Consider the following 24138-nt stretch of genomic DNA (forward strand, 5'->3'; position numbering starts at 1 on the left):
CCCGCCTCGCCCGCCCACCGCTCCGGCTGGACCCCGTGGCTCTACCTGCTGCCCGCCCTCGTCCTCCTCGGCGGGCTGCTCGTATACCCGATCTACCAGCTCGGCCTGATCTCGTTCCTGGAGTACACCCAGGCCCAGGTGAGCGGCGGCGAGCCGACCACCTTCCAGGGCTTCGGGAACTACGCGACGCTCTTCGGCGACGGCCAGTTCTGGCAGGTCCTCCTGGCGACCGTGGTCTTCGCCGCGGCCTGCGTCGTGGCCACGCTGCTGGTCGGCTGCGCGCTCGCCGTCCTGCTGACCCGCATCCGGGCCGTGCCGCGGCTGGTGCTGATGCTGGCCGCGCTCGGCGCGTGGGCGACGCCCGCGATCACCGGTTCCACCGTCTGGGTGTTTCTCTTCGACCCGGACTTCGGCCCGGTCAACCGGGTGCTGGGGCTCGGGGACTTCTCCTGGACGTACGGGCGCTACAGCGCCTTCGCCCTGGTGCTCCTCGAAGTCCTGTGGTGCTCGTTCCCGTTCGTGATGGTGACCGTGTACGCGGGTATCCGGGCGATCCCCACGGAGGTCCTCGAAGCGGCGGCGCTGGACGGGGCCTCGCAGTGGCGGATCTGGCGGTCGGTCATGGCCCCGATGCTGCGGCCGATCCTCCTCGTCGTCACCATCCAGTCGATCATCTGGGACTTCAAGGTCTTCACCCAGATCTACGTCATGACCAACGGCGGCGGCATCGCCGGTCAGAACCTGGTGCTCAACGTGTACGCGTACCAGAAGGCGTTCGCGTCCTCGCAGTACAGCCTCGGCTCGGCGATCGGCGTCGTGATGCTGCTGATCCTGCTGGCCATCACGCTGGTCTACCTGCGCCTGATGCGGCGCCGGGGGGAGGAACTGTGAGCACGCCGAACACGCTCCGCGTCCGTGGGTCCGGCCGGTCGAACCCGCTGCGCGTCCGTCGGCCCGGCCGGCTGGCCGCCGAGGCCGCGGCCCTGCTGATCGCCGCCGCGGTCGCCTTCCCGCTGTACTGGATGGTGCTCTCCGCCTTCAAACCGGCCGGGGAGATCCAGTCCACCGAAGCGCGCCCTTGGACGCTGTCGCCGTCCCTGGACTCGTTCCGCCGGGTCTTCGAACAGCAGGACTTCGGACGGTACTTCCTCAACAGCGTGATCGTCGCCGGCACGGTCGTCCTCGTCTCCGCGGCGATCGCCTTCCTGGCGGCGACGGCCGTGACACGGTTCCGCTTCCGGTTCCGCACCACGCTGCTGATCATGTTCCTGGTCGCGCAGATGGTGCCGGTGGAGGCGCTGACCATCCCGCTGTTCTTCCTGATGCGGGACTTCGGGCAGCTGAACACGCTCGGCTCGCTGATCCTTCCGCACCTCGCCTTCTCGCTGCCGTTCGCGATCTGGATGCTGCGCGGCTTCGTCCGCGCCGTGCCGGAGGCCCTGGAGGAGGCTGCCTGTCTCGACGGCGCGAGCCGCACCCGCTTCCTGTGGCAGATCCTCTTCCCGCTGGTCTTCCCCGGCCTGGTCGCCACCAGCGTCTTCTCGTTCATCTCGACCTGGAACGACTTCCTGTTCGCGAAGTCGTTCATCATCAGCGACACCTCCCAGTCGACGCTCCCGATGGCGCTGCTGGTCTTCTTCAAACCCGACGAGAACGACTGGGGAGGGATCATGGCCGCCTCGACGGTGATGACCATTCCCGTGCTGGTCTTCTTCGTACTCGTACAGCGCCGCCTGGTCTCGGGACTGGGCGGGGCGGTAAAGGACTGACGTCATGGACATGGATCTCATCCCGGCCCCCGTGCGCGCCGTCGGCGCCGGTGACCCCACAGGCGCCGACGGCACGGGGAACGGGGCGCCGGACGGACTCCCGCTGGACTCCGCCACCACCATCACGGCCGCCCCCGGTACCGAGAACACCGAACGCTGGCTGCGCTCCACCCTCGGCGCCGCCTTCGGTCTCCCGCTCGCCCCCGGCGGCGAGGACGCCGCGCGCACGATCCGGCTGGGACTCGACCCCGCCCTGGAGCCCGAGGGCTACCGGCTGGCCTCGACCCCCGACGGCGTCGAGATCACCGGAGGCAGCCCCGCTGGCGTCTTCTGGGGCGCGCAGACGCTGCGTCAGCTCCTGGGTCCCGAGGCGTTCCGGCGCGCGCCCGTCAACCCCGGTACGCGCCGCGTCATCCCCTTCGCGCGGATCGAGGACTCACCCCGCTTCCCCTGGCGCGGCATGATGCTCGACGTGGCACGGCACTTCCTGCCCAAGGACGACGTGCTGCGCTACCTCGACCTCCTCGCCGCCCACAAGCTCAACGTCTTCCACTTCCACCTCACCGACGACCAGGGCTGGCGCATCGAGATCAAGCGCCACCCCAGGCTCACCGAGGTCGGTTCCTGGCGGTCACGCACCAAGCACGGCCACCGGGCCTCGGAGCTGTGGGACGAGACCCCGCACGGCGGCCACTACACGCAGGACGACATCCGCGAGATCGTCGCGTACGCCGCCGAGCGGCATATCCGGGTCGTGCCCGAGATCGACATCCCCGGCCACTCGCAGGCCGCCATCGCCGCGTACCCGGAACTGGGCAACACCGACGTCATCGACACCACCACCCTCTCCGTCTGGGACACCTGGGGCATCAACGCCAACGTACTCGCCCCCACCGACAACACCCTGCGCTTCTTCGAGGGCGTCCTCGAAGAGGTCCTGGAACTCTTCCCCGCCGCCACCTCGCCCTTCATCCACATCGGCGGCGACGAGTGCCGCAAGGAGCAGTGGAAGGACTCCGCGGTCGCCCAGTCCCGGATCGAGGAACTCGGCCTGGCCAACGAGGACGAACTCCAGTCCTGGATCATCCGGCACTTCGACACCTGGCTCACCGCGCGCGGACGCCGCCTCATCGGATGGGACGAGATCCTCGAAGGCGGTCTCCCGGCGGGCGCCGCCGTCTCGTCCTGGCGCGGCTACGGCGGAGGCGTCACCGCCGCCGAGGCCGGCCACGACGTCGTGATGTGTCCGGAACAGCACGTCTACCTGGACCACCGTCAGGACGGCGGCCCCGACGAGCCGATGCCCATCGGCTTCATCCGCACCCTGGAGGACGTCTACCGCTTCGAGCCCGTCCCCCCGGGCCTCTCCGAGGAGGCGGCCCGCCACATCCTCGGCACCCAGGCCAACGTCTGGACCGAGGTCATGCAGAACCGGGCCCGCGTCGACTACCAGGTCTTCCCGCGCCTCGCCGCGTTCGCCGAGGTCGCCTGGTCGCCGCTGCCCGCCTCCGCCGACCGGGACTTCGCCGCCTTCGAGCGGCGCATGACCGCGCACTATGCCCGACTCGACGCGCTGGGCGTCGACTACCGGCCGCCGTCCGGCCCGCTGCCCCGGCAGCAGCGCCCGGGCGTGCTCGGACGCCCCTTGGAGGGACCGCCCCCGAACGTGTGATCCTGGCCTTCGCCCCGTCCCCGGCCGTCACGCCCCTCCCGTAGGAGCGTGACGGCCGGAGGCGTTCCCGTGTCGTGCGCCCGGCCGCCGCGGGACGTTCCGTACGCGAAGGGCTGTCTCCAGGAAGGACGGCGTACGGGAAGGGCGATGTACGGAAGGGCGGTGTACGGGACCGGCTCGTACGGGACGGGCTCGTACGGGAAGCCCGGCGTACGGAAGCCGGCCGTACGAGAAGCACGGCGTACAGGACGAGCGCTACGGAATTCGCCGAACAGTGGCAATTCCTCCTCCACGCCGAAGCAGAGCGAATCGGGATAATTCCCCTGCTCACGGACGGATACGCCCTTCGTGGACCCTCGCGTCGGCCCGGTCGGAAGATGTGCCAGAGTTGCCACGTCCAGGCTTCGAGCACGTACCGTACGGCGATACAAGCCGGACAGCCGGGACACCGGGAAGGGGCAGCTGGGTTGACCACGCACGCACCGCAGGCGACGCAGTCCGTGACGTTGCCGGCCTCGCTCGACGAGGCCGTGGCGGCACTCGGCGCCATGCCTGCCGCCGTTCCTGTGGCGGGCGGAACAGACCTGATGTCGGCCGTCAACAAGGGGCTGTTGCGTCCCTCGGGGCTGGTCGGCCTCGGCCGCATCAGCGAGCTGCGCGGCTGGCACTACCAGGACGGCCACGCCCTGCTCGGTGCGGGGCTCACCCACGCGCGCATGGGGCGGCCGGACTTCGCCGCCCTCATCCCCGCCCTGGCCGCGGCCGCGCGCGCCGCGGGCCCGCCCCAGATCCGCAACGCCGGAACGCTCGGCGGCAACATCGCCACCGCCGCGCCGACCGGCGACTCCCTCCCGGTCCTCGCCGCCCTGGAGGCCGACCTCGTCATCGCGGGCCCGAACGGCACCCGACGGGAGATCCCGGTCTCGCACCTGCTGGCCGGCCGCGACATGCTCGAACCGGCCGAGCTGATCGGCTTCGTCCGCGTACCGCTGCTGCACGCCCCCCAGGTCTTCCTCAAGGCCACCGGCCGCACGGGCCCCGGCCGTGCCACCGCTTCCGTCGCGATAGTCCTCGACCCGGCCCGGCGCGGGGTGCGTTGCGCGGTCGGCGCCATCGCGCCGATGCCGCTGCGCCCGCTGGAGGCCGAGCACTGGATCGCCTCACTGATCGACTGGGACGGTGCCCGGGGCCTGGCCCCCGAGGCGCTGGCCGCCTTCGGCGAGTACGTCGCCGCCGCCTGCGTCCCGGACCAGGCACCGCCCGTCGAGGGGGGAGAAGCACCACCGCTGCCCCCCGCCGTACTGCATCTGCGGCGTACCGTCGCCGCACTGGCCCGGCGCGCGCTGGGGAGGGCACTGTCGTGAGCAACGAGGACCGCAACAAGCAGCACGAGCAGTACGGTCAGGGGGAGCAGTACCAGCAGGGCGAGCAGTACGGGCAGGGCGAGCAGCCCCGGCCGGCTTCGCAGCACGGCGGCTGGCAGCCGACGCCGCAGGGCGGCGAGTTCGACACCGAGGCGACCGCCTTCGTCCACCTGTCGCCGGAGGACCTGGCGAACATTCCGCTGGCCGCGCCCGGCCACGGCTATGTACCGCCGATGATCGTGCCGTTGACCCCCGCCGCCGGGTTCGACCCCGCGACCACGCAGAACTGGGTCGCGCAACCGCAGAGCCGTCAGGAACAGGACCCGTCAACGGAGCAGCCCGCCCCGACGGCGCCGGACGCGGTGCACTGGCCGGACCCGAACCAGCAGCAGGCGTCGTACGGATACGGATACCCGCAGACGCCGCAGTACGAGGACCCGGCCGCGACGGGCCAGTGGAACTTCCACGAGGCCGCTGACGCCGAGTCCGCCGGGAATGCCGAGCCTGGCGGGCATGGCGGGCATGGTGGGTCCGTCGGACAGGTCGAGCCCGGTGGGTACGCCGGACATGTCGATCACACCGGTCACGTCGACCTCGCTGGTCACGTTGACCACGTTGGTCACGTCGACCACGCTGGTCACACTGGGCACACGGACCTTTCCGGTTACGACGGCTACACCGGTTACGACCCATACGGCGGGGCCGCCGGTCAGGGTGCGCAAGCGGCTCCTGCGAGCCACGGCGACCCGGCAACTCACGCGGATCACCACGATCACGCCAACCACATCGGCTACACCGATCACACCCCTCACCACACCGAGCACGTCGAACACCCCGGTCACAACGGTCAGACCGACTCCGGTGTTCAGTCGGCCCTCAGCGGCCCCCGCACCGACCACACGGACCACACCGGTCACACGTCCCACACCGGCCAGACCGGTCATGTCGGTGGCTCCGGGCACACCGGCCAGTGGACGATTCCGGTCGCCGAGGGCGATCTGCCGGAGGAGTCGGGCGAGTTCGCGGCCTCGGCGCTGGCCTCCCAGTGGTACGCGGACCGGACCCCGCCGGCCACGCTGCCGGGCGGCGCGCCCGCGCCATGGGCGACTCAGCACCCGGCGGAGCCCGAGCAGGGCCCTGCAGCCGAGGCCGATGCCCGCGCCCCGCACCAGCCCGAGCCCCGTACCGACGTCCGGACCGATCCCCACGCCGAGCGCGAGCCCGCGACCGGCCCCGCGACCGAGTCGGCCCACGCGTCCGAGCCCGAACCGGTCCCCGCGCCCGTGCCCGGAACGCCCATGCCCGGCGCGTCCGCGCCCGGCGAGGCTGTCGAACCGGAACGGACATCGGAGAGTGCCGCCGCACCCGCGACGGAGCCGACCGCCCCCGACCCCACGGCAGCTTCTCCTGGGGCGAGCGCCGCCGTGCACTCCGACGCGGCGCCCGTTGCGTACGAGGACACCCCTCGGACGGCCGAGGCGGCCCCGGAGGTGTCCGTCGAGGACGGCTCCGGCCCCGGTCCCGCCGCCGGAACCTCGCCCGTCACCGATCCCGGTCCCGCTTCCGTTCCCGCTGCCTCGGACGCGCCCGTTCCCGGGGCGCACTCCGCGCAGCCCGCGGTCCCCGGCGACGATGCGGACACCGAGCCCGGTGCTGGTGCCGGTGCCGAGCGCGTTGCGGAAACAGCCCTTCCGCTGTCGGGCGGGGCTTCCGGCGCGCCCACCGACACGGCGTCACCGGACACGGCGTCACCCGACACGGCGTCACCCGGCACGGCGTCACCGGAGACCCCGCCGGACGCCTCTCCGTCGGAGAGCCCGTCGCCGGACGCGCGGCCCGCAGAGGCCCGCCTCACCGAGGCGGCGGCGATCGAGGTGGAGGCGACCGGGGCGGAGGCGACCGGGGCGGAGGCGACCGGGGCGGACTCCGCCGAGCCGCACCCACAGGCCGACCCCCGGCCCGCAGATCTCCACCCCACGGATCTCCATCCCACCGGCGCCGAGCCCGCCGTCTCGGAGCCGACCGGCCCGGAGCCGACCGATCCGGAGCCGACCGGATCAGACCCGGCCGAACCGCAGCCCACGGCCCCCCGGCCCGCCGACTCCGAGCAGGCCGATCCGCAGTCGGCCGACCCGCGGCCCGCCGACACGGAGTCCGCCGCCTCCGAGCAGACCGACCCGCAGCCGTCGGGCGTTCCCGACGAGCATCCCGCCGTCTCCTACGTCCTGCACGTGAACGGCACCGACCGTCCCGTCACCGACGCCTGGATCGGCGAGTCGCTGCTCTACGTACTCCGCGAGCGTCTCGGCCTCGCGGGCGCCAAGGACGGCTGCTCGCAGGGCGAGTGCGGTGCCTGCAACGTCCAGGTGGACGGGCGCCTGGTCGCGTCCTGCCTGGTTCCCGCGGCCACCACGGCCGGCAGCGAAGTGCGCACGGTCGAGGGCCTGGCCGTGAACGGCGAACCGTCCGACGTCCAGCGCGCCCTCGCCAAGTGCGGTGCGGTCCAGTGCGGTTTCTGCATCCCGGGCATCGCGATGACCGTCCATGACCTGCTGGAGGGCAACCACGCCCCCAGCGAACTGGAGACGCGCCAGGCGCTCTGCGGCAATCTCTGCCGTTGCTCCGGCTACCGCGGCGTACTCGACGCCGTGAACGAGGTCATCGCGGGCCGCGAAGCGCACGCCGCCCCCGTTTCGTCGGACTCCACGTCCCCGGAGTCCGACGAGCCCCACATCCCGCACCAGGCGGCCCCCGGCGCCGCCGGTGTCCAGCCGCTCCCGCAGGACGGAGGCATGGCGTGAGCAAGGACGCGGCCACCGCGGCCACCGCGACCAGCACACGGATCGCCACCCCGCAGGCCGAGGGAACCGACACCGAGCCGGCCGCGCTCGGCCTCGGTGTCTCCCTCATGCCCGCCGACGCGCGCGCGAAGACCGAGGGCACCTTCCCGTACGCCGCCGACCTCTGGGCCGAGGGCCTGCTGTGGGCGGCCGTCCTCCGATCCCCGCATCCGCACGCCCGTATCGTCTCCATCGACACCTCGGGCGCCGCCGGGATGCCGGGGGTACGGGCCGTCGTGACCCACGCGGACGTACCGGGGGAGGGCACGTACGGACGCAAGGTCGTCGACCGTCCGGTCTTCGCCTCCGACGTCGTACGCCACCACGGCGAACCGATCGCCGCGGTCGCCGCCGACCACCCCGACACGGCCCGCCTCGCCGCCGCGGCCATCGCCGTCGAGTACGAGGTCCTCGATCCGGTCACCGACCCGGAGAAGGCGTTCGCCGCCGAACCGCTGCACCCCGACGGCAACCTGATCCGCCACATCCCGCTGCGCTACGGCGATCCGGAGGCCACCGGGGACGTCGTCGTCGAGGGCCTGTACCGCATCGGCCGCCAGGACCCGGCCCCGATCGGCGCCGAGGCCGGACTGGCCGTGCCCCGTCCCGACGGCGGCGTGGAGATCTACACCGCCTCCACCGACCCGCACACCGACCGCGATCTCGCCGCCGCCTGCTTCGGCCTCGAACCGGACCGGGTGAAGGTCGTCGTCACCGGTGTGCCCGGCGCGACCGGTGACCGCGAGGACCCCGGCTTCCAACTGCCCCTGGGACTCCTCGCGTTGCGCACCGGCTGCCCGGTCAAGCTGGCCGCCACCCGCGAGGAGTCCTTCCTCGGCCACGCCCACCGCCACCCCACCCTCCTGCGCTACCGCCACCACGCGGACACCGAGGGCCGACTGGTGAAGGTCGAGGCCCAGATCCTGCTCGACGCGGGGGCGTACGCCGACTCGTCGTCCGAATCGCTGGCCGCGGCCGTCGCGTTCGCCTGCGGTCCGTACGTCGTGCCGCACGCGTTCATCGAGGGCTGGGCCGTCCGTACGAACAACCCGCCGTCCGGCCATGTGCGCGGCGAGGGCGCGATGCAGGTGTGCGCCGCGTACGAGGGCCAGATGGACAAGCTGGCCGCCAAGCTCGGCATGGATCCGGCCGAACTGCGCATGCGCAATGCCCTGGCCACCGGCGACATCCTGCCCACCGGCCAGACGGTGACCTGTCCGGCACCGGTGGCCGAACTCCTCCAAGCCGTCCGTGACTTCCCTCTTCCCACTCTCCCCAAGGACACCCCGGAGGCCGACTGGCTGCTCCCCGGCGGTCCGGAGGGCGCGGGCGAACCCGGCGCGGTGCGACGGGGCGTCGGCTACGCGCTCGGCATGGTCCACATGCTCGGCGCGGAGGGTGCCGACGAGGTCTCCACGGCCACGGTCAAGGTCCATGGCGGCGTCGCCACGGTCATCTGCGCGGCGGTCGAGACGGGCCAGGGCTTCTCCACCCTCGCCCGCCAGGTGGTCCAGGAGACCCTGGGCGTCGAGGAGGTGCATGTCGCGCCCGTCGACACCGACCAGCCCCCGGCCGGTCCGACCACGCACGGCCGCCACACCTGGGTCTCCGCCGGAGCGGTGGAGCGCGCCGCCAAGATGGTCCGTACGCAGCTTCTCCAGCCGCTGGCCCACAAGTTCGGCATGTCCACGGAACTGCTGCAGATCAACGACGGCAAGATCACGTCGTACGACGGCGTGCTGTCCACGACGGTCACCGAGGCCATGGACGGCAAGGAACTCTGGGCCACCGCCCAGTGCCGCCCCCACCCGACCGAGCCCCTGGACGAGTCGGGCCAGGGCGACGCCTTCGTCGGCCTCGCCTTCTGCGCGATCCGCGCGGTGGTGGACGTCGACATCGAACTGGGCTCCGTACGCGTGGTGGAGATGGCGGTCGCCCAGGACGTCGGCCGGATCCTCAACCCGTCCCAGCTGGCCGCCCGCATCGAGGCGGGCGTCACCCAGGGCATCGGCGCGGCTCTCACCGAGAACCTCCGTACCACTCGTGGCCTGGTCCGCCACCCCGACCTCACCGGCTACTCGCTCCCGACCGCCCTGGACGCGCCCGACATTCGCATCGTCAAACTCCTCGAAGAACGCGACGTGGTCGCCCCCTTCGGCGCCAAGCCGGCCTCCGCGGTCCCCGTCGTGACCTCTCCCGCCGCCGTCGCCGCAGCGGTGAGGGCCGCCACCGGCCGCCCCGTCAACCGCCTCCCGATCAGGCCCCAGTCGGCGGTGGTGACCCCCAACTCCTGATCCCCGCACCGTTGGCGAGATCCGGGTTGCAGGTGCAACCCGGAGGTGCACGCTGTCATGGGGGTTGACTAAGGTGAACACCTGAGCAGTGATCGGCTGTTGCCGGACGGGGGAGGGGTTGCTGTGGGACAGAACGAACCGGGAGTCGAGTCTTCGCCATTGTCATCGGCCGTCATGGGCGGTCTCGGAGCCCTGGGCGCCATCAGCCCGATCGGCGCCGTCGCCCAGACCGCGGTGGGCGACCTGGTCACCGAGCTCTCGTCGTTCACCAAGTTCCGTGAACGGATCGAGGAGATCCTGCGCGACCTCAAGGCTTCGCCGGCGGGGCCGCACAAGGTCGGCGAGGAGCGCGCCTCGCGCGATCACTTCGGCGGCGTAAAGGGCGAGTGGGCGGAGGCGGACGGCCTCTACGCGTCGTACTCCCTCATCATCAAGGAGCTGGAAACCCTCTCGAAGCTGCTGTCGGACTCCATCGAGGGCTTGAGCATCGCGGTTCTGGCGGCGCATAAGGGCTACGAGAACCTCGACGAGGATATCCGCGAACGCATGCTCGCGATCAAGAACGACACACAGGCGCACTACAAGGGGGAGTACAACCCTGTCCCCGAGGAGGGGAAGCACGCTGGTAAGCCACCGGCTCCCGCGAAGCCGGATGGCGACACGGCGGGCACCGGGGACATCTCTTGATGAAGGTCGTTGGCTCGATATCGGGCGGGACGGGGGAGTGAGATGGGTACGACATCGTTCGACGACATGCCGCACGAGCGGATGATTGCTTGGCTGGACAAGGCCGACAACGCGACTGTGCAAGGGGCGGCCGACCGTCTGCTGAGCGCGGCTACCGAGATCGACAAGATCGGCGAGGAGCTGAAGGTCCGTCCGCAGATGGTGGAGTGGAAGGGTGAGGGCGCGAATTCCTTCCGCACCTGGAGTGCGGATCTGGCCAATGCCACTCTGAGGCTGGGGCTGTACAGCAAGGAGGCGTCGAAGCGCCTCGGTGAGGCGGCCCAGGCGATCGCCGCGGCCAAGGCGGCGGCACCGCGCCCCAAGGCGGGTGCGGAGGCCTCTTTGAAGGCGGCTCTCTCGACGCCGAACGACCCGGACGCGGTCTTGCTGGCGCGGGAGTTGCGCACGGAGAAGGACGCCATGGCCAGGGAGATGACGAAGCTCTCCCAGGCGTACAACCAGTCGGCGGAGCGGATCGGCTCGCTGAAGAAGCCGGAGTTTCCTCCGCCGCCGCAGGTGATTTCGCCGGACAGCGCGTTTTTCGGGCGGGACAACAGGGGTGGCTATGTCTCTGGAGGGGGCGCGGCCGTGGGCGCCTCCGGTACGGAAGGGGGCGGTGTCGGAGCGGTGCCGAACAATGCTTCGGTGCCTGAACGCGGCCATGAATCGACTGGTTGGGCGTCAGCGCCCTCAACTACGCACGCAAGTGTGAGTGCTCCGGTCAGCGGCACTGGGCCGCACCCGGTGGACATGGAGATCGACGGTGTCGCGACGCTACCCAAGGCTCCACCGAACCTCTCTGTGAACCAGCCTGAAGTGCCGCTCCCCGGAAGGCCCGATGGAGGCCTGCCTGTATCGCCTGGCGTTCTGCCGCCCAGTTTCGGGGGCAGAACCACAGCGCTGCCCCCGTCGTCGAATGCGGGCGGCAGGGCAACGGGTATTTCTCGTCCCCCGATGCCTTCGATCACAGGAAGCCCGGTGACAGGCCCCATAGCGAGGCCTTCCGGGGATTCTGGAATCGTGGGTGGCCGCTCGGTTACGCAGACTCCCGGGCGTCCCACAGCCGGTCTTCCACGCGGCACCGTGGTCGGTGGTGAAGGCACTAACGCCGGTCGCGGAGTGATGGGTCATGGTGCTGGAATGGGCGGAGTCGGTGGCGGCGGCCAGAGCGCAGTTGCCGGCGGCCGCCGATTGGCGGGCGAGACGGGCGGTGTCGTAGGGGGCCGCTCTCAACAGGCTGGTCGCATGGGGAATCGCCCTTTCACACCCGGTGGAACCGGCCTGGTGCGGGGCACGGCAACGGGAGAGGGCAGCCGAGGCGTTGGTCCCGTGGGGCGTGGGGGCCCCAATAGCTTCCGAGCCGGAGACCAACGCCGCGATGAGCGGGAGCGCCCGGATTACCTCGTCGAGGATGAGGAAACCTGGCAGCAGGGCGACCGGCGGGTCGTCCCGCCGGTGATCGACTGAGCAGCAACGATCAGAAAAGGGAATGGGATGCGTACCAGCAGTGCAGTGGCTGTCCGTCGTGGAATGGCCCTCTCGTGCGCAGTGGCGCTACTGCTGGTGGGAGCCGGTCCCGCGTATTCGGACTCCATCCGTTCACAGCAGTGGTACCTGGATGCTATGAGCGCCGATCAGATCTGGAAAATGAGTACCGGTGAAGGTGTCACCGTAGCTGTTGTCGATTCAGGTGTGGACTCATCCATTCCGGACCTCCGGGGGCGGGTTCTCAAGGGGTTGGATCTGGCGAAGGATTCTCCAGGAGATGAGCGCACGGATTACAACAACCACGGGACCGGGATGGCGAGCATCATCGCCGGAAGCGGCAACGAGCGTGGTGGTGGTGGTTCTTTCGGGCTTGCCCCGGGGGCGAAGATCCTTCCGATTCGGCTGAGAGACACCCGTGGCAAGGTGAGCGGCGGAAGAGCGAACACGTACTTCAATGAGGACTTGTCGGCGGCGATTCGCTTCGCGGTTGATCACGGTGCGAAAGTCATCAATGCTTCGATCGGGAACAACCTTGGGGGTTCGCAGCAGCTCGCGGATTCCGTGAAGTATGCCCTGGGGAAGGGCGCACTTATCTTCGCAGCTGTGGGGAACAGCGGTGACAAGGGAAATCAGATCGAGTATCCTGCTGCGACCCCAGGAGTCGTTGGTGTGGGGGCGATCGGGAAGGATCTGCACAGGGCAGACTTCTCCCAGTTTGGCCCGCAGGTTGATTTTGCGGCCCCAGGCGTGGACGTTGTGCACGGTTGCAGCGGGGGCACCGAAATGTGTAAAACCAGTGGCACCAGCGATGCCACAGCCATCGTTTCCGCTTCCGCCGCGCTGATCTGGTCTAAGCACCCGGAGTGGACCAACAATCAGGTCCTGCGGGTCCTGCTCAACACGGTCGGCGCTCCGACCAGTGGCGCCCTGCGTAACGACCACATCGGCTACGGAGCCGTCCGACCCCGGCGCGCACTGATGAACCCCGGCGACCCCGGTCCCGCAGACAAGTACCCGCTCCCCGACCTAGCCGCAGCGGCTTCCCCGTCTCCTTCCGCCCAGCCGTCGAAGGCCGGCGACGGCGCCAAGGACGGGGGCAAGCCCGCCGCCGCGTCTCCGGCTGCCGACGATCAGGGCGACAACACGCCACTCTGGGTTGGCGCGGGCATCCTTTTGGCTGCTCTTGTCGGTGGTGTGGTGACCTTTGTCGTCATCCGCTCTCGCCGGCGGCGGGCCGCGGCCGCGGCCCCGCCTCCCCCCTCGTACCAGCCGCCGCACGGCTATGCACCGCCCTCACAGGGCTATCAGCAGCCGCCACGGGCACATCAACAGCCGCCCTACGCGCCTTACGCTCCGCCGCCGAGCAGCGCGGAGCCCAACTCGACCTACGGCGGCACTCTCAACCAGGGCAACCCCAACGCGTGAATCCGGGGCGATCCTCGAACGTCGGCAAGAGCATCCAAATGGAGCACGACATGGGCACCGCGAAGTCCGCACGCAGCCAAGAGAGCGCGCAACACGAACGGCCTGGCCCCGCCGTCATCCTCATCACCGGTGTGATGGCCTCCGGGAAGTCCACTGTTGCCCAGGCCCTCGCCGAGCGGCTGCCACGGGCCGTGCACGTGCGGGGCGATGTCTTCCGGCGGATGGTGGTTTCGGGGCGGGCTGAGATGGTGCCGGGGGCGTATGAGGAGGCCGCCGCGCAACTCCGGCTCCGGTACCGGCTGTCCGCGATGACCGCCGACACGTACGCGGAAGAGGGGTGGACCGCCGTGGTCCAGGACGTGGTGCTGGGCGAGGAGTTGAACGCGTACCTCGACCTCGTACGCACGCGACCGCTGTATGCCGTGGTGCTTGCTCCCGAAACATGCGCTGTGGCCGAGCGAGAGGCCGGGCGGACCAAGAGCGGGTACGGGGCCGGGTGGACGGTCGAGGCGTTGGATCAGGTACTGCGGGAGGAGACGCCGAGGGTCGGTCTCTGGCTGGACACGACCGGGCAGAGTGTGGACCAGACGGTCGACGCGGTGCTGGATGGGTTGGAGCGGGCACGGGTGACGGGCTGAGCGCCCGTCCAAGTGGTGAGGCGAACGAAGGCAGTACGGGCCGTTCCGCTGGGTGGTGTCGGTATGTTCCTCGTGCGATGCTTCTGCGAAGCAGCGGCACCTCGGGGGCCGGCCCGGGCTCGTACGCGGGTCACAGACGCGAATCACAAACCGGGGGCACGAGTCACGGGTATCTGGTGGGCAGCAGGTGCATCAGCTGCGTCTATTTCGTCAGTGCCGAATCCCCCGATTATCTGCTGAAGCAGGAGGCGGCGCGGGATGGGAGGGGCAGCAGCGCCATGTACACCGACTTCGAGGCGAAGAAGACCATATCCATGCCGCCCGAGGGTCAGACGATGACGATGGACGAGTTCCGCAGTGCCGTTGGCGCCGACTGAGGGCGAGGCGGCGGGCAGGTCCGACGACGTGACGGGTGTGCGGCCTTGAGTTGTGTGCGTAACCGCTCACGCGTCGGGGCCGAGTGGATTCGCGCCGGGTTGATCGGAAATAGTGCACCAATGCATGTATTTGCATACCTTCCCGCAGGCAAATCCGGGTCGCTATATTGAGAGTTGGCCGACGCGTGACCGCGCTTGGAGCTGAGGCGAGGTCCGTGCGAGATTGTGGGGGGACTTATGGCGTTTGATGCGGAGTGGGCGGCGCTGCGGGCGGAGTCGACGCGACGTGTCGATATGAGACTGAACGGCGTTGACGGCGGCAGCGGGCAGTCAAGTGGGTCGGGAGCCGCAGACCTGGCGGTAAATCAGGACAATCTGGGTTCCATCGGGCATGAGGCGTACGGGTTGCACACCCGGCTTTCCAAGGACGGTGACCATGCCCGGCCTTCGACGTTCGAGGCGTCGCTCGCGTTGACCAACGGCAACTTTTCGAGCGGGTCAGCGTTGCTGAAGGTCCATGACCGGTGGAACACGCATCTGAGGACGCTTCTGAATTCCTGCGCGCAGATTTCAAACCATCTTGACTACAGCAAGTCCGCCCATGCGAAGGACGACGTCCAGATCGCCGGTGATCTGACTTCGATCTCCAAGCTGAACGAGTATCTGAAGTAGTACGTCGGGGGAGTGGGCACATGTTGAAGTTCGAGGACATCGTCGACGCGTCCGTGGGCAAGCTGAAGACGGCCGCCGATGACTGGGCCGAGATGGTGACCAAACTGGATCGTCTGGCCGAGGACGCCCGCAACGGCATGAAGGCCAAGGCCGACAAGGCTGAGTGGGAGGGCGTCAACGCCGGCGTCACCAAGGCGTTCATCGGGAAGACGGTCAAGGAGTTCGAGGACGCCGCGGCCGAGGCCAAGGGTGTCAAGCAGATCCTTGAGGACGCCCACACGGCCATCAAGAAGGCCAAGGACGACCTGATCGGCATCCGGGACGACGAGGGGCCGGCGGCCGGGATCCATGTCGACGCCAAGGGAAGGGTCACGGCCCGGAACCCTATTTCGGAGATCCCGGCCGCACGGCACGACCCCGATTACTCCGAGCTCCTGCGCAAGGAGAAGGCCAGTATCGAGGCGTGGCAGAAGAAGATCGATCTGATCGTCGACAACTGCAACGACACGGATGTCGCCTTCAAGAACGCGCTTGAGGCCAACGTCACCGACCGTCAGGACTTCAACGCGCCGAAGTACACGAGCCTGGACCAGGAGGAGGCGGCCCGCGCTGCCGCATTCGCGGCCAAGGGGCGCGACCTCACGCACGCCGAACTCCGGGCACTCAACGAACTGCTTCGCGACAACGCCAGATCGCCGGAATTCGCAAAGAACTTCTACGAGGAGCTCGGCCCGGAGAAGTCCCTCGCGTTCTTCGGGCAGCTCTCGACGGACACGTACGAGTACGGAAAGGTCGACAAGGAGCGGCTCAAGGACGTCCAGGATCTCCAGAAAAACCTGGGACTCAACCTGGCCATGGCGTCTCACGACAAGGAGTTCAGCGACAAGTGGGGCCCGGAGCTGCGCAAGCTGGGCACGGAGCGCATCCCGTTGGCCAAGTACGACAGCAACGGCCCCTTCGGCTACCAGTTGCTCGGCGGCATCATGCGGTACGGGAACTACGATGCGAAGTTCCTGAAGCCGATCGCCGAGCACGTGGCGCAGCTGCATCAGAAGGACCCGGACATGTTCGCCGGGAACAAGGTGGTGAACAGTCCCTTCAAGAACCCGTTCAACCCCTCGGGGGTCAACGGCTCCGGCTACGACCCGACCGTGTCCATGCTGGAGGCGCTCGGTAACAGCCCCGATGCGGCGAAGCACTTCTTCCACGACGTACCGACCGCGTACAACGAGGACGGCACCGTCAACCAGGGTGCCACGGCCGATCTCGGCAAGGACAAGGACGGGAACAAAGTCCGGAACTACCTCGACTTCTTCGGTACCGAGAAGTGGGATACCTACGGGGATGTCGACTCGCTCGACGAGAGCGAACTCAAGGCGTCCCTCAACTACCTGCCGGATGCTCTCGGGCATGCGCTGGAATCGGCGACGCTCGGATATCCCGCAGGCCACCCCGACGTAAATGCTGTGAGGGACAGTGGTAATGCCGAGATCATGCGGAACGTGATGGAGAAGTACTCGGATGCCAAGCTGCTCAAGGCCCAGGAATCATTGTCCGACAGCCTGGGCGCGATGGGTGCAGGGTATATCGATGACATCAACTGGGCGATGGACAAGAACAAGGAGGACAGCGTCTTCGCGCCCAGTGGGAACAGGGACGGCCGCCTTGACTTCTCCGACACCCTCGATTCCAGCGGCCGTGACATCACCAGGAAATTCCTCAGCGCTCTGGGGCATCACCCGGACGCCTACGCATCTTTGAGCGCTGCCGAGCAGGTCTACACGAGCAGCGCACTTGAGGCGCAGGTGGACAAGAACGGCGTAATCGACACGGGTGACGTCCGGCGGACAGTGAAAATCGGAGCCGAGGTTCAGGGAATGCTGGACCAGTCGCGTGCGGATCAAGTTGTGGTCGACGGCGTCAAGGAGCACGAGAAATACGAGAAGGCTGCGGAGAAACGGTCCGGTTGGGTTGAGTTCGGTGGCACCGCCGCACTGGGGGCCGGAGTGGCGACGGCCGCCTTCTTCCTGCCTGCGGCTCCAGTCATCGGTGCCGGTGCGCTCCTGGTGCCTATGTTCACCGATGTGGCGACCGGAGCCGCTGAACAGGTCATCGGAGATGTGGTCGGCGGTATGGGGGAGGACGCGATCGACAAGAACAAGGAGAAGGTCGACGATCTCACCGCTGAGCAGCAGGAAGCCATTTATAAGGCGGGAGAGAGCTATACGGAGAATCCGGTCGACAATTTCATTGCCCGCCACAAGGAGGAGATCGGCAGGCTCGACGCCAGGACGGGCGGATCCCTCGCCGAGGACCTGGACGACTCGAGGCTTCTCGGTTACGGGGACGGGAATCTTCGCGCGCGCGTCCAGGGTGTCGGTCCCGCGTCCTGATTGTTCGTGGCGAAGGCAGGGGCGCTGAGGTGCTGGACGGGCAGCGGAGGCCCTGTGGTCGTTTCGGGATGGAGCGGCGTTGGGCCGGAATGTGCGGGCGTCGTGCACGTCGGTCGGCCGACGGCTGACGAATCAGCTGATGACGAGAAGGGTTGCCGGGATGAGTGAAGTGGGTGTGCACGGGTGAGGCGATGGCTGACGGCCGCCGGTCTGGTGATGACCTTGGGCGCCGGGAGCGTGGCATGCGCTTCGGAGAAGAAGGAGGAGAAGACGTTCGTCGGGGCCGAGGAAGTCTGCGGCGACGTGTTCGCCGGTCCCTTGGCGGAGATGGTCGAGAAGGTGACCGGGGACAAACTCTTCTTCGCGAAGAGCCCGAAGGGCATGGAGAGAGTTGTCGCGGCACTCAAGGAAGGGTATGAGTCCGGGCGTCCATGGGCTGCGGGGGACGTGCTCTGCCTGTTGCATCCGAAGGGTGCGACGCAGACGGATGAGGGGGGAGTGAAGTTCTCCATGTATGCGCCACAGGATGTGGAGGACGAAGGGCTTCCGGCCGGCCATGAGCTGTACACCATGGGCGTGCAATCCTCTGTCGGGCGAAGCAACGCGACAATCTATTTCGAGTGTGCCACCCCCCAGTTGAAGGGTTCGGACAAATCCCCTCTACGCATCCATGGCAGCTTCGGGCGTGGTGAGAGCGACGCACCGGACACGCGTGAGTACCGCAACCTGAACATGGCCATCCTGCATGCCGTTTCGCTCAAGCTGGTGAAGGAACTCGGCTGCGAGAACAACGGCGGGCTGCCGAAGGCCCCCGTGCTCAAGCCGAAGTAACACGCTCTGCGTCCGGCGACGACCGGGAGGGCCGGCCGGGCAGTGACCCGGAGATCGGCTGATGGCGGTGGAGGTCCGGGGCCGAAGCCGGCGGTCCATGACCCGCTGTCGCCGTTGCTGTCGCGCTCCTCGTCGGTGCCGTCGGCTGCAGAGAGGAGGGGGACGATCGTGTTGAGGCAGCCTGGGAACAGTCCGTACTCCCCGAGCGGCTCTGCGGAGGTGCCGCGGTTTCCGTCGAGGCGGGGAAGGCTCTGAAGGTCGCATCTCTGCCCCGGTCGGGACGCCCTTCTACGAACTCCGCGTTACCAGGTACTTGTTTTGCCGGGCTGCTGCAGCGGGCGACAATGCCTAAGGGCAATACCGGTGACCTTGGCGCCCGACAGAGCCTCTGTGCACGACGTTTTCGCGCGTCAGAGCCGTCAATGGCACGCTAAGTCACCGGTATTGTGCCTAAGGGCTGTCCTGACCCGAAGGTGACGCCGAGGCGCCGATGAAGGCCTACGCGACCGTCGCCCACTCCGTGGCGCCGACCGTGGCGAACGGTTGGGCTGCGAGGGCGACGGATGGCTCGAGGCCCAGCCGTCGCTGGAACCGGCGTAGACCCGGGGCACAGCGGAACGGCCGCCCCCACGCCATGAGGGCGGCCGTTCCTTGTGCTCCCGATGGAGACCGTGACCGGATTCGAACCGGTGTAACTCGAGTTGCAGTCGAGCCCCTGAACCACTCGGGCACACGGTCGTGTGTTCCTCGTCGTGGTCCGACCGTAGGGGCGCGGACCGGGGCGGCTCAAGGGCGCGGGGCGGGGTGCAACGGGACTGCCATACGGCGTTCACGAACGGGAGGTTCCGGTCCTACGACCAACGGTCTAGCGGGGGACCTCCTCCCGACAGGGCCCACCTGCGCGTATGCCCCTTACCCTGGGGCCATGAGTGCCCTGGAACCCCGAGACGCCGATACCGGCACCGCCACCGACGAACCCTCCATACCGGCTTCGGCCCTGTCCTCCACCGCGCCCGCCGAGACCGGCGGGGTGCTCGGGCGGTCGTACCGGGCGCTCAGCATCGGCATCGTCTCCGTCGTGTTCCTGATCGCCTTCGAGGCGACCGCCGTGGGGACCGCGATGCCGGTGGCCGCGCGGGAGCTGGACGGTATTCCGCTGTACGCGTTCGCGTTCTCCGCGTACTTCACGACCAGCCTGTTCGCGATGGTGCTGTCCGGGCAGTGGGCCGACCGGCGGGGGCCGCTGGGGCCGCTCGCCGCCGGGATCAGCGCGTTCGGGGCCGGGCTGCTGCTGTCCGGGACCGCGGGGACCATGTGGCTGTTCGTCGCGGGGCGGGCCGTACAGGGGCTCGGCGGCGGGCTGGTGATCGTGGCGCTGTACGTGGTGATCAGCCGGGCCTATCCGGAGCGGCTGCGACCGTCGATCATGGCGGCGTTCGCGGCGAGCTGGGTGATCCCGTCCGTCGTCGGGCCGCTCGCCTCCGGCACGGTGACCGAGCACCTGGGGTGGCGGTGGGTCTTCATCGGCATCCCCGTACTGGTGGTGTTCCCGCTGGCGCTCGCGCTGCCCGCGATCCGGCGCCGGGCCTCGGGGCCGCCCGACCCCTCGGCGGGCGCCGAACCGTACGACCGCCGTCGCATCCTGCTCGCGCTCGGCATCTCGCTGGGCGCCGGACTGCTCCAGTACGCCGGGCAGCAGCGGAACTGGTTCGCGCTGCTGCCGGCCGCCGCGGGCTTCGCCCTGCTCGTGCCCGCCGTGCGCGGGCTGCTGCCGCCGGGTACCGGCCGGGCGGCGCGCGGACTGCCGTCCGTGGTGCTGTTGCGCGGGGTGGCGGCCGGTTCGTTCATCGCCGCCGAGTCGTTCGTACCGCTGATGCTGGTGACCGAGCGCGGGCTGAGCCCGACGCTGGCCGGGCTCTCGCTCGCGGCCGGGGGCGGGACCTGGGCGCTCGGTTCGTTCGTGCAGTCCCGGCCGCGCCTGGAGCCGTACCGGGAGCGGCTGATGGTGGGCGGCATGGTGCTGGTCGCCGCCGCGATCGCCGCCGCGCCGTCCGTGCTGATCGACGCCGTGCCGGTCTGGACCCTCGCCGTGGCCTGGGCCTTCGGCTGCTTCGGCATGGGCATGGTGATCGCGTCGACGAGCGTGCTGCTGCTGAAGCTGTCGGCGCCGGAGGAGGCCGGGGCGAACTCCGCCGCCCTCCAGATCTCCGACGGGTTGTCCAACGTCCTGCTGCTCGCCGCGGGCGGGGCCGCCTTCGCGGCGCTCGGCGGCGGGACGGTGGGTGCCGTGCACGAGGCGGTGGAGGCAGGCGGGTCCGGCTCGCATCCGGGGGCGTTCGCGGCGGTCTTCCTGCCGATGGCGGGGGTGGCGCTGGTGGGGGCGTGGGTGGCGTCCCGGGTGCGGGCCAAGGCTTAGCCCGGCCCGGCGTCGCTCACTGCGGTCGGTATCGCTCACTGCGGTCCGGTATCGGTCACTGCGGTCCGGTATCGGTCACTGCGGTCCGGTATCGGTCACTGTGGCCCGCCACCGTCCGGCGCGGCCGGGCACAGTCCGGCGCGGCCCGGCACCGCTCGGCGAGGTCGGCAGCGCTCGCAGACGCGTCGCTTGGTGTGCGACCCGGGTCTTTCCGCATGTCAACGGGCATCGGCTGAGCGCGGGCTTCGATGTCGACGAGGCCGAGAAGTTCGTACTGGACGTGTCCCAGCGGGCTCTCGACAGGCAGAGGATCGCGGAGAGGCTCCCCGCACTCGCCGCGCATGACGGCGTTTTGTGACGTTTGTGAGGGCGGTCTCAGCGCGGACGAACCGCCGTTCGCCTGTACGCGGTTCCGTCCCGCCCACCGGTAGGGTGGCCCGGTTGTCGTATCGCCTGCGGGTCCGTCCCGGCCCGTACGGACAGCACCCACGTACCCGAGAGACCCGAACCGGAGACCGTGACTACTACCGCCTCCCACCACCTCTCACCCGCCTTTCCCGGCCGCGCCCCCTGGGGCACGGCCGGGAAGCTGCGAGCCTGGCAGCAGGGCGCCATGGAGAAGTACATCCAGGACCAGCCGCGCGACTTCCTCGCGGTCGCCACCCCCGGCGCGGGGAAGACCACCTTCGCGCTGACCCTCGCGTCATGGCTGCTGCACCACCACGTCGTGCAGCAGGTCACCGTCGTCGCGCCGACCGAGCACCTGAAGAAGCAGTGGGCCGAGGCAGCGGGCCGGGTGGGCATCAAGCTCGACCCGGACTACAGCGCGGGCCCGCTGAGCAAGGAGTACGACGGTGTCGCGGTCACCTACGCGGGTGTCGGCGTCCGTCCCATGCTGCACCGCAACCGCTGCGAGCAGCGCAAGACCCTCGTGATCCTCGACGAGATCCACCACGCCGGTGACTCGAAGTCCTGGGGCGAGGCGTGCCTGGAGGCGTTCGACCCGGCGACGCGTCGGCTCGCGCTCACCGGTACGCCGTTCCGGTCCGACACCAACCCGATCCCCTTCGTCGAGTACGAGGAGGGCAACGACGGCATCCGGCGCTCCTCGGCCGACTACACGTACGGCTACGGCAACGCGCTCGCCGACGGGGTCGTCCGGCCGGTGATCTTCCTCAGCTACAGCGGCAACATGCGCTGGCGCACCAAGGCCGGCGACGAGATCGCCGCCCGCCTGGGCGAGCCGATGACCAAGGACGCCATCGGGCAGGCGTGGCGGACCGCGCTCTCGCCCACCGGCGACTGGATCCCCAATGTGCTGGCCGCCGCCGACAAACGGCTGACCGAGGTGCGCAAGGGCATCCCGGACGCGGGCGCGCTGGTCATCGCCACCGACCAGGACTCGGCGCGCGAGTACGCCAAGCTCCTGAAGAAGGTCACGGGCGAGAAGCCCACCGTGGTCCTCTCCGACGAGAAGGCCGCGTCGAAGAAGATCGACCAGTTCAGCGCGGACGACTCGCGCTGGATGGTCGCGGTCCGCATGGTGTCGGAGGGCGTCGACGTGCCGCGCCTGGCCGTGGGCGTGTACGCCACCACCATCTCCACGCCGCTCTTCTTCGCGCAGGCCGTCGGGCGTTTCGTGCGTTCGCGCAGGCGCGGCGAGACCGCCTCGGTCTTCCTGCCCACCATTCCGATGCTGCTCGACTTCGCGAACGAGATGGAGGTCGAACGCGACCACGTCCTCGACAAGCCCAAGAAGGGCAGCGACGAGGAGAACCCGTTCGCGGAGGAGGACAAGCTCCTCGCCGACGCCGAGCGGGCGGAGGACGAGGAGACCGAGGACCAGCTGCCCTTCGAGGCGCTGGAGTCGGACGCGGTCTTCGACCGGGTGCTGTACGACGGTGCCGAGTTCGGGATGCAGGCGCACCCCGGCAGCGAGGAGGAGCAGGACTACCTGGGGATTCCGGGGCTGCTGGAGCCGGACCAGGTGCAGCTGCTGCTCCAGAAGCGGCAGTCCCGGCAGATCGCGCACAGTCGGCAGAAGCCGGCCGGCGAGGCGGATCTGCTGGAGAAGCCGGCCGAGGCGCGGCCGGTGGTCACGCACAAGCAGCTGCTGGGGCTGCGCAAGCAGCTCAACACGATGGTGTCGGCGTACACGCACCAGAGCGGCAAGCCGCACGGTGTGATCCACACCGAGCTGCGTCGGGTGTGCGGTGGGCCGCCGAGCGCGGAGGCCACGGCCGGGCAGATCCAGCAGCGGATCAAGAAGGTCCAGGAGTGGGCCACCCGTATGAGGTGACCGCCGCTGAAGGGGCTGTCCGAAGTGACGTGGCCGCAGTACGTGATCGACGTGACGTGACCGCAGTACGTGATCGAAATGACGTGGCCGCAGTGACGCGATCGCAGTGACGGGGCGCCGGGGACGGTCCGGCGCGTCGGCCGGGATCGTTGGTGCAACGGCCCGGGGAGGGGACGGCGGTCCTCGCCCCGGGCCGTTGTCGTCGGTGCGGATGGGGGCATGCGTCAGGGACGGACGCGGTGCGGAGCGGGTGCGGGCGGCGCACCGGCGGACGCCGGATCGGTGGGGCGGAGGATCGGACCGATGGGTGCCGGGGCGGTGGGCGCCCGGCCGGTGTTCACCAGGTGAACGCCGTGGACTGGGCCGATGTGGCCACGCACGGAACGGTGGCCGATGTCGGGGACGAGGCCACGATCTGCAGGGACCAGTTGGTGGTGCTCGGGGGAGTGGACAGCACCACGGAATCGGTGCGGTCACCGGCGGCCAGCGTGCCGGAGGTGAGCTTCAGCGGGCCCAGTGTGATCGGGCTGCCGCCGCTCATGCCCGGGTTGGTCTTGCCCGAGAACTGCACCTGACTGGTCGCACCGCCCGAGGTCCTGGTCAGCTTGAGCGTCGTCGTGATGCTGTTCGGGTCCGCGCTGGTGCCCGGCGGCATCGTGATCGCGGTGGACGTGATCTTGATGGTCTTGGACGTGCCCGAGTCGGCCGCGGTCAGGGTGGCGAGGCCGCTGCCCCAGGCGCCGCAGTCGTACGTGGCCGTCGCCGTGAGCGGGGTCACGGCGTGGGCCGTCGGTGCCAGGGCCAGCGCGGCGGCCGCGGAACAGGCCGCGGCCAGCACCACCGGGACGCAGACGTGTCTTCGGCTCGGCGTTCCTGACGTGGGCGACGGTACGGGAATGATCGACATGATGGGGTGAACCCCTTTCGACTGGAT

At 69.4% G+C, this 24138-nt stretch carries 17 protein-coding genes and 1 tRNA gene; 16 read left to right on the forward strand and 2 right to left on the reverse strand.

Going from position 1 to position 24138, the window contains the following annotated elements:
* The first annotated feature begins 45 nt into the window (after positions 1-45).
* The 14 genes from AB0E67_RS20340 to AB0E67_RS20405 all read left to right on the forward strand — a co-directional run bounded on the left by AB0E67_RS20340 (position 46) and on the right by AB0E67_RS20405 (position 18489).
* Entirely contained in the window at positions 46-891 is an 846-nt protein-coding gene (locus tag AB0E67_RS20340; protein WP_362028699.1) for a sugar ABC transporter permease, read from the forward strand.
* Positions 888-1769 (forward strand): carbohydrate ABC transporter permease, encoded by an 882-nt coding sequence (locus tag AB0E67_RS20345; RefSeq protein ID WP_073783447.1) that lies wholly within the window; start codon positions 888-890, stop codon positions 1767-1769. Before AB0E67_RS20340 ends, AB0E67_RS20345 begins: the two co-directional genes overlap by 4 nt.
* Before the next feature lie 4 nt (positions 1770-1773).
* Positions 1774-3441, forward strand: coding sequence for a beta-N-acetylhexosaminidase (locus tag AB0E67_RS20350; RefSeq protein ID WP_362028509.1), 1668 nt, complete (start codon positions 1774-1776; stop codon positions 3439-3441).
* Positions 3442-3908: 467 nt separating this feature from the next.
* Positions 3909-4805, forward strand: coding sequence for an FAD binding domain-containing protein (locus AB0E67_RS20355; protein ID WP_360112864.1), 897 nt, complete (start codon positions 3909-3911; stop codon positions 4803-4805).
* Complete coding sequence (locus tag AB0E67_RS20360; RefSeq protein WP_362028512.1) at positions 4802-7606, forward strand: 2Fe-2S iron-sulfur cluster-binding protein; 2805 nt, start codon at positions 4802-4804, stop codon at positions 7604-7606. Before AB0E67_RS20355 ends, AB0E67_RS20360 begins: the two co-directional genes overlap by 4 nt.
* On the forward strand, positions 7603-9939 hold the full coding sequence (locus AB0E67_RS20365; RefSeq protein ID WP_362028515.1) for a molybdopterin cofactor-binding domain-containing protein: 2337 nt from the start codon (positions 7603-7605) through the stop codon (positions 9937-9939). Before AB0E67_RS20360 ends, AB0E67_RS20365 begins: the two co-directional genes overlap by 4 nt.
* Positions 9940-10062: 123 nt before the next feature.
* On the forward strand, positions 10063-10626 hold the full coding sequence (locus AB0E67_RS20370; RefSeq protein WP_362028517.1) for a hypothetical protein: 564 nt from the start codon (positions 10063-10065) through the stop codon (positions 10624-10626).
* A 42-nt stretch (positions 10627-10668) separates the two neighbouring features.
* The gene (locus tag AB0E67_RS20375) at positions 10669-12132 is read left to right on the forward strand and encodes a hypothetical protein (protein ID WP_362028520.1); all 1464 of its coding nucleotides are present in this window, start codon (positions 10669-10671) and stop codon (positions 12130-12132) included.
* A gap of 156 nt (positions 12133-12288) precedes the next feature.
* Positions 12289-13578, forward strand: coding sequence for a type VII secretion-associated serine protease mycosin (gene mycP / locus AB0E67_RS20380; protein WP_362028522.1), 1290 nt, complete (start codon positions 12289-12291; stop codon positions 13576-13578).
* A 50-nt stretch (positions 13579-13628) separates the two neighbouring features.
* Positions 13629-14216 carry an AAA family ATPase gene (locus AB0E67_RS20385; RefSeq protein WP_362028525.1) on the forward strand — a complete coding sequence of 196 codons (588 nt, stop codon included), beginning with the start codon at positions 13629-13631 and terminating at the stop codon, positions 14214-14216.
* A 176-nt stretch (positions 14217-14392) separates the two neighbouring features.
* Positions 14393-14593: a hypothetical protein gene (locus AB0E67_RS20390; protein ID WP_362028528.1), complete on the forward strand. Its 201-nt coding sequence runs from the start codon at positions 14393-14395 to the stop codon at positions 14591-14593.
* Between the two features lie 237 nt (positions 14594-14830).
* The gene (locus tag AB0E67_RS20395) at positions 14831-15265 is read left to right on the forward strand and encodes a hypothetical protein (protein WP_362028531.1); all 435 of its coding nucleotides are present in this window, start codon (positions 14831-14833) and stop codon (positions 15263-15265) included.
* Between the two features lie 20 nt (positions 15266-15285).
* On the forward strand, positions 15286-17658 hold the full coding sequence (locus AB0E67_RS20400) for a hypothetical protein (protein WP_362028533.1): 2373 nt from the start codon (positions 15286-15288) through the stop codon (positions 17656-17658).
* A gap of 183 nt (positions 17659-17841) precedes the next feature.
* Positions 17842-18489, forward strand: coding sequence for a hypothetical protein (locus AB0E67_RS20405; RefSeq protein WP_362028536.1), 648 nt, complete (start codon positions 17842-17844; stop codon positions 18487-18489).
* A gap of 663 nt (positions 18490-19152) precedes the next feature.
* Here the strand turns inward: AB0E67_RS20405 and AB0E67_RS20410 are convergent.
* Positions 19153-19227: transfer RNA gene (locus AB0E67_RS20410), tRNA-Cys, on the reverse strand.
* Positions 19228-19414: 187 nt separating this feature from the next.
* Here AB0E67_RS20410 and AB0E67_RS20415 point away from each other — a divergent pair.
* Both AB0E67_RS20415 and AB0E67_RS20420 read left to right on the forward strand, forming a co-directional pair.
* A complete protein-coding gene (locus tag AB0E67_RS20415; RefSeq protein ID WP_362028539.1) occupies positions 19415-20905 on the forward strand; it encodes an MFS transporter in 1491 nt (496 codons plus the stop codon).
* A 517-nt stretch (positions 20906-21422) separates the two neighbouring features.
* Positions 21423-23204: a DEAD/DEAH box helicase gene (locus tag AB0E67_RS20420; RefSeq protein ID WP_362028541.1), complete on the forward strand. Its 1782-nt coding sequence runs from the start codon at positions 21423-21425 to the stop codon at positions 23202-23204.
* A 337-nt stretch (positions 23205-23541) separates the two neighbouring features.
* Here AB0E67_RS20420 and AB0E67_RS20425 read toward each other — a convergent pair whose 3' ends face one another.
* Entirely contained in the window at positions 23542-24111 is a 570-nt protein-coding gene (locus AB0E67_RS20425) for a hypothetical protein (RefSeq protein ID WP_362028544.1), read from the reverse strand.
* Between the last annotated feature and the right edge of the window lie 27 nt (positions 24112-24138).

Source organism: Streptomyces sp. NPDC032161 (assembly GCF_040636995.1).
In the GTDB taxonomy this organism is placed as follows: domain Bacteria; phylum Actinomycetota; class Actinomycetes; order Streptomycetales; family Streptomycetaceae; genus Streptomyces.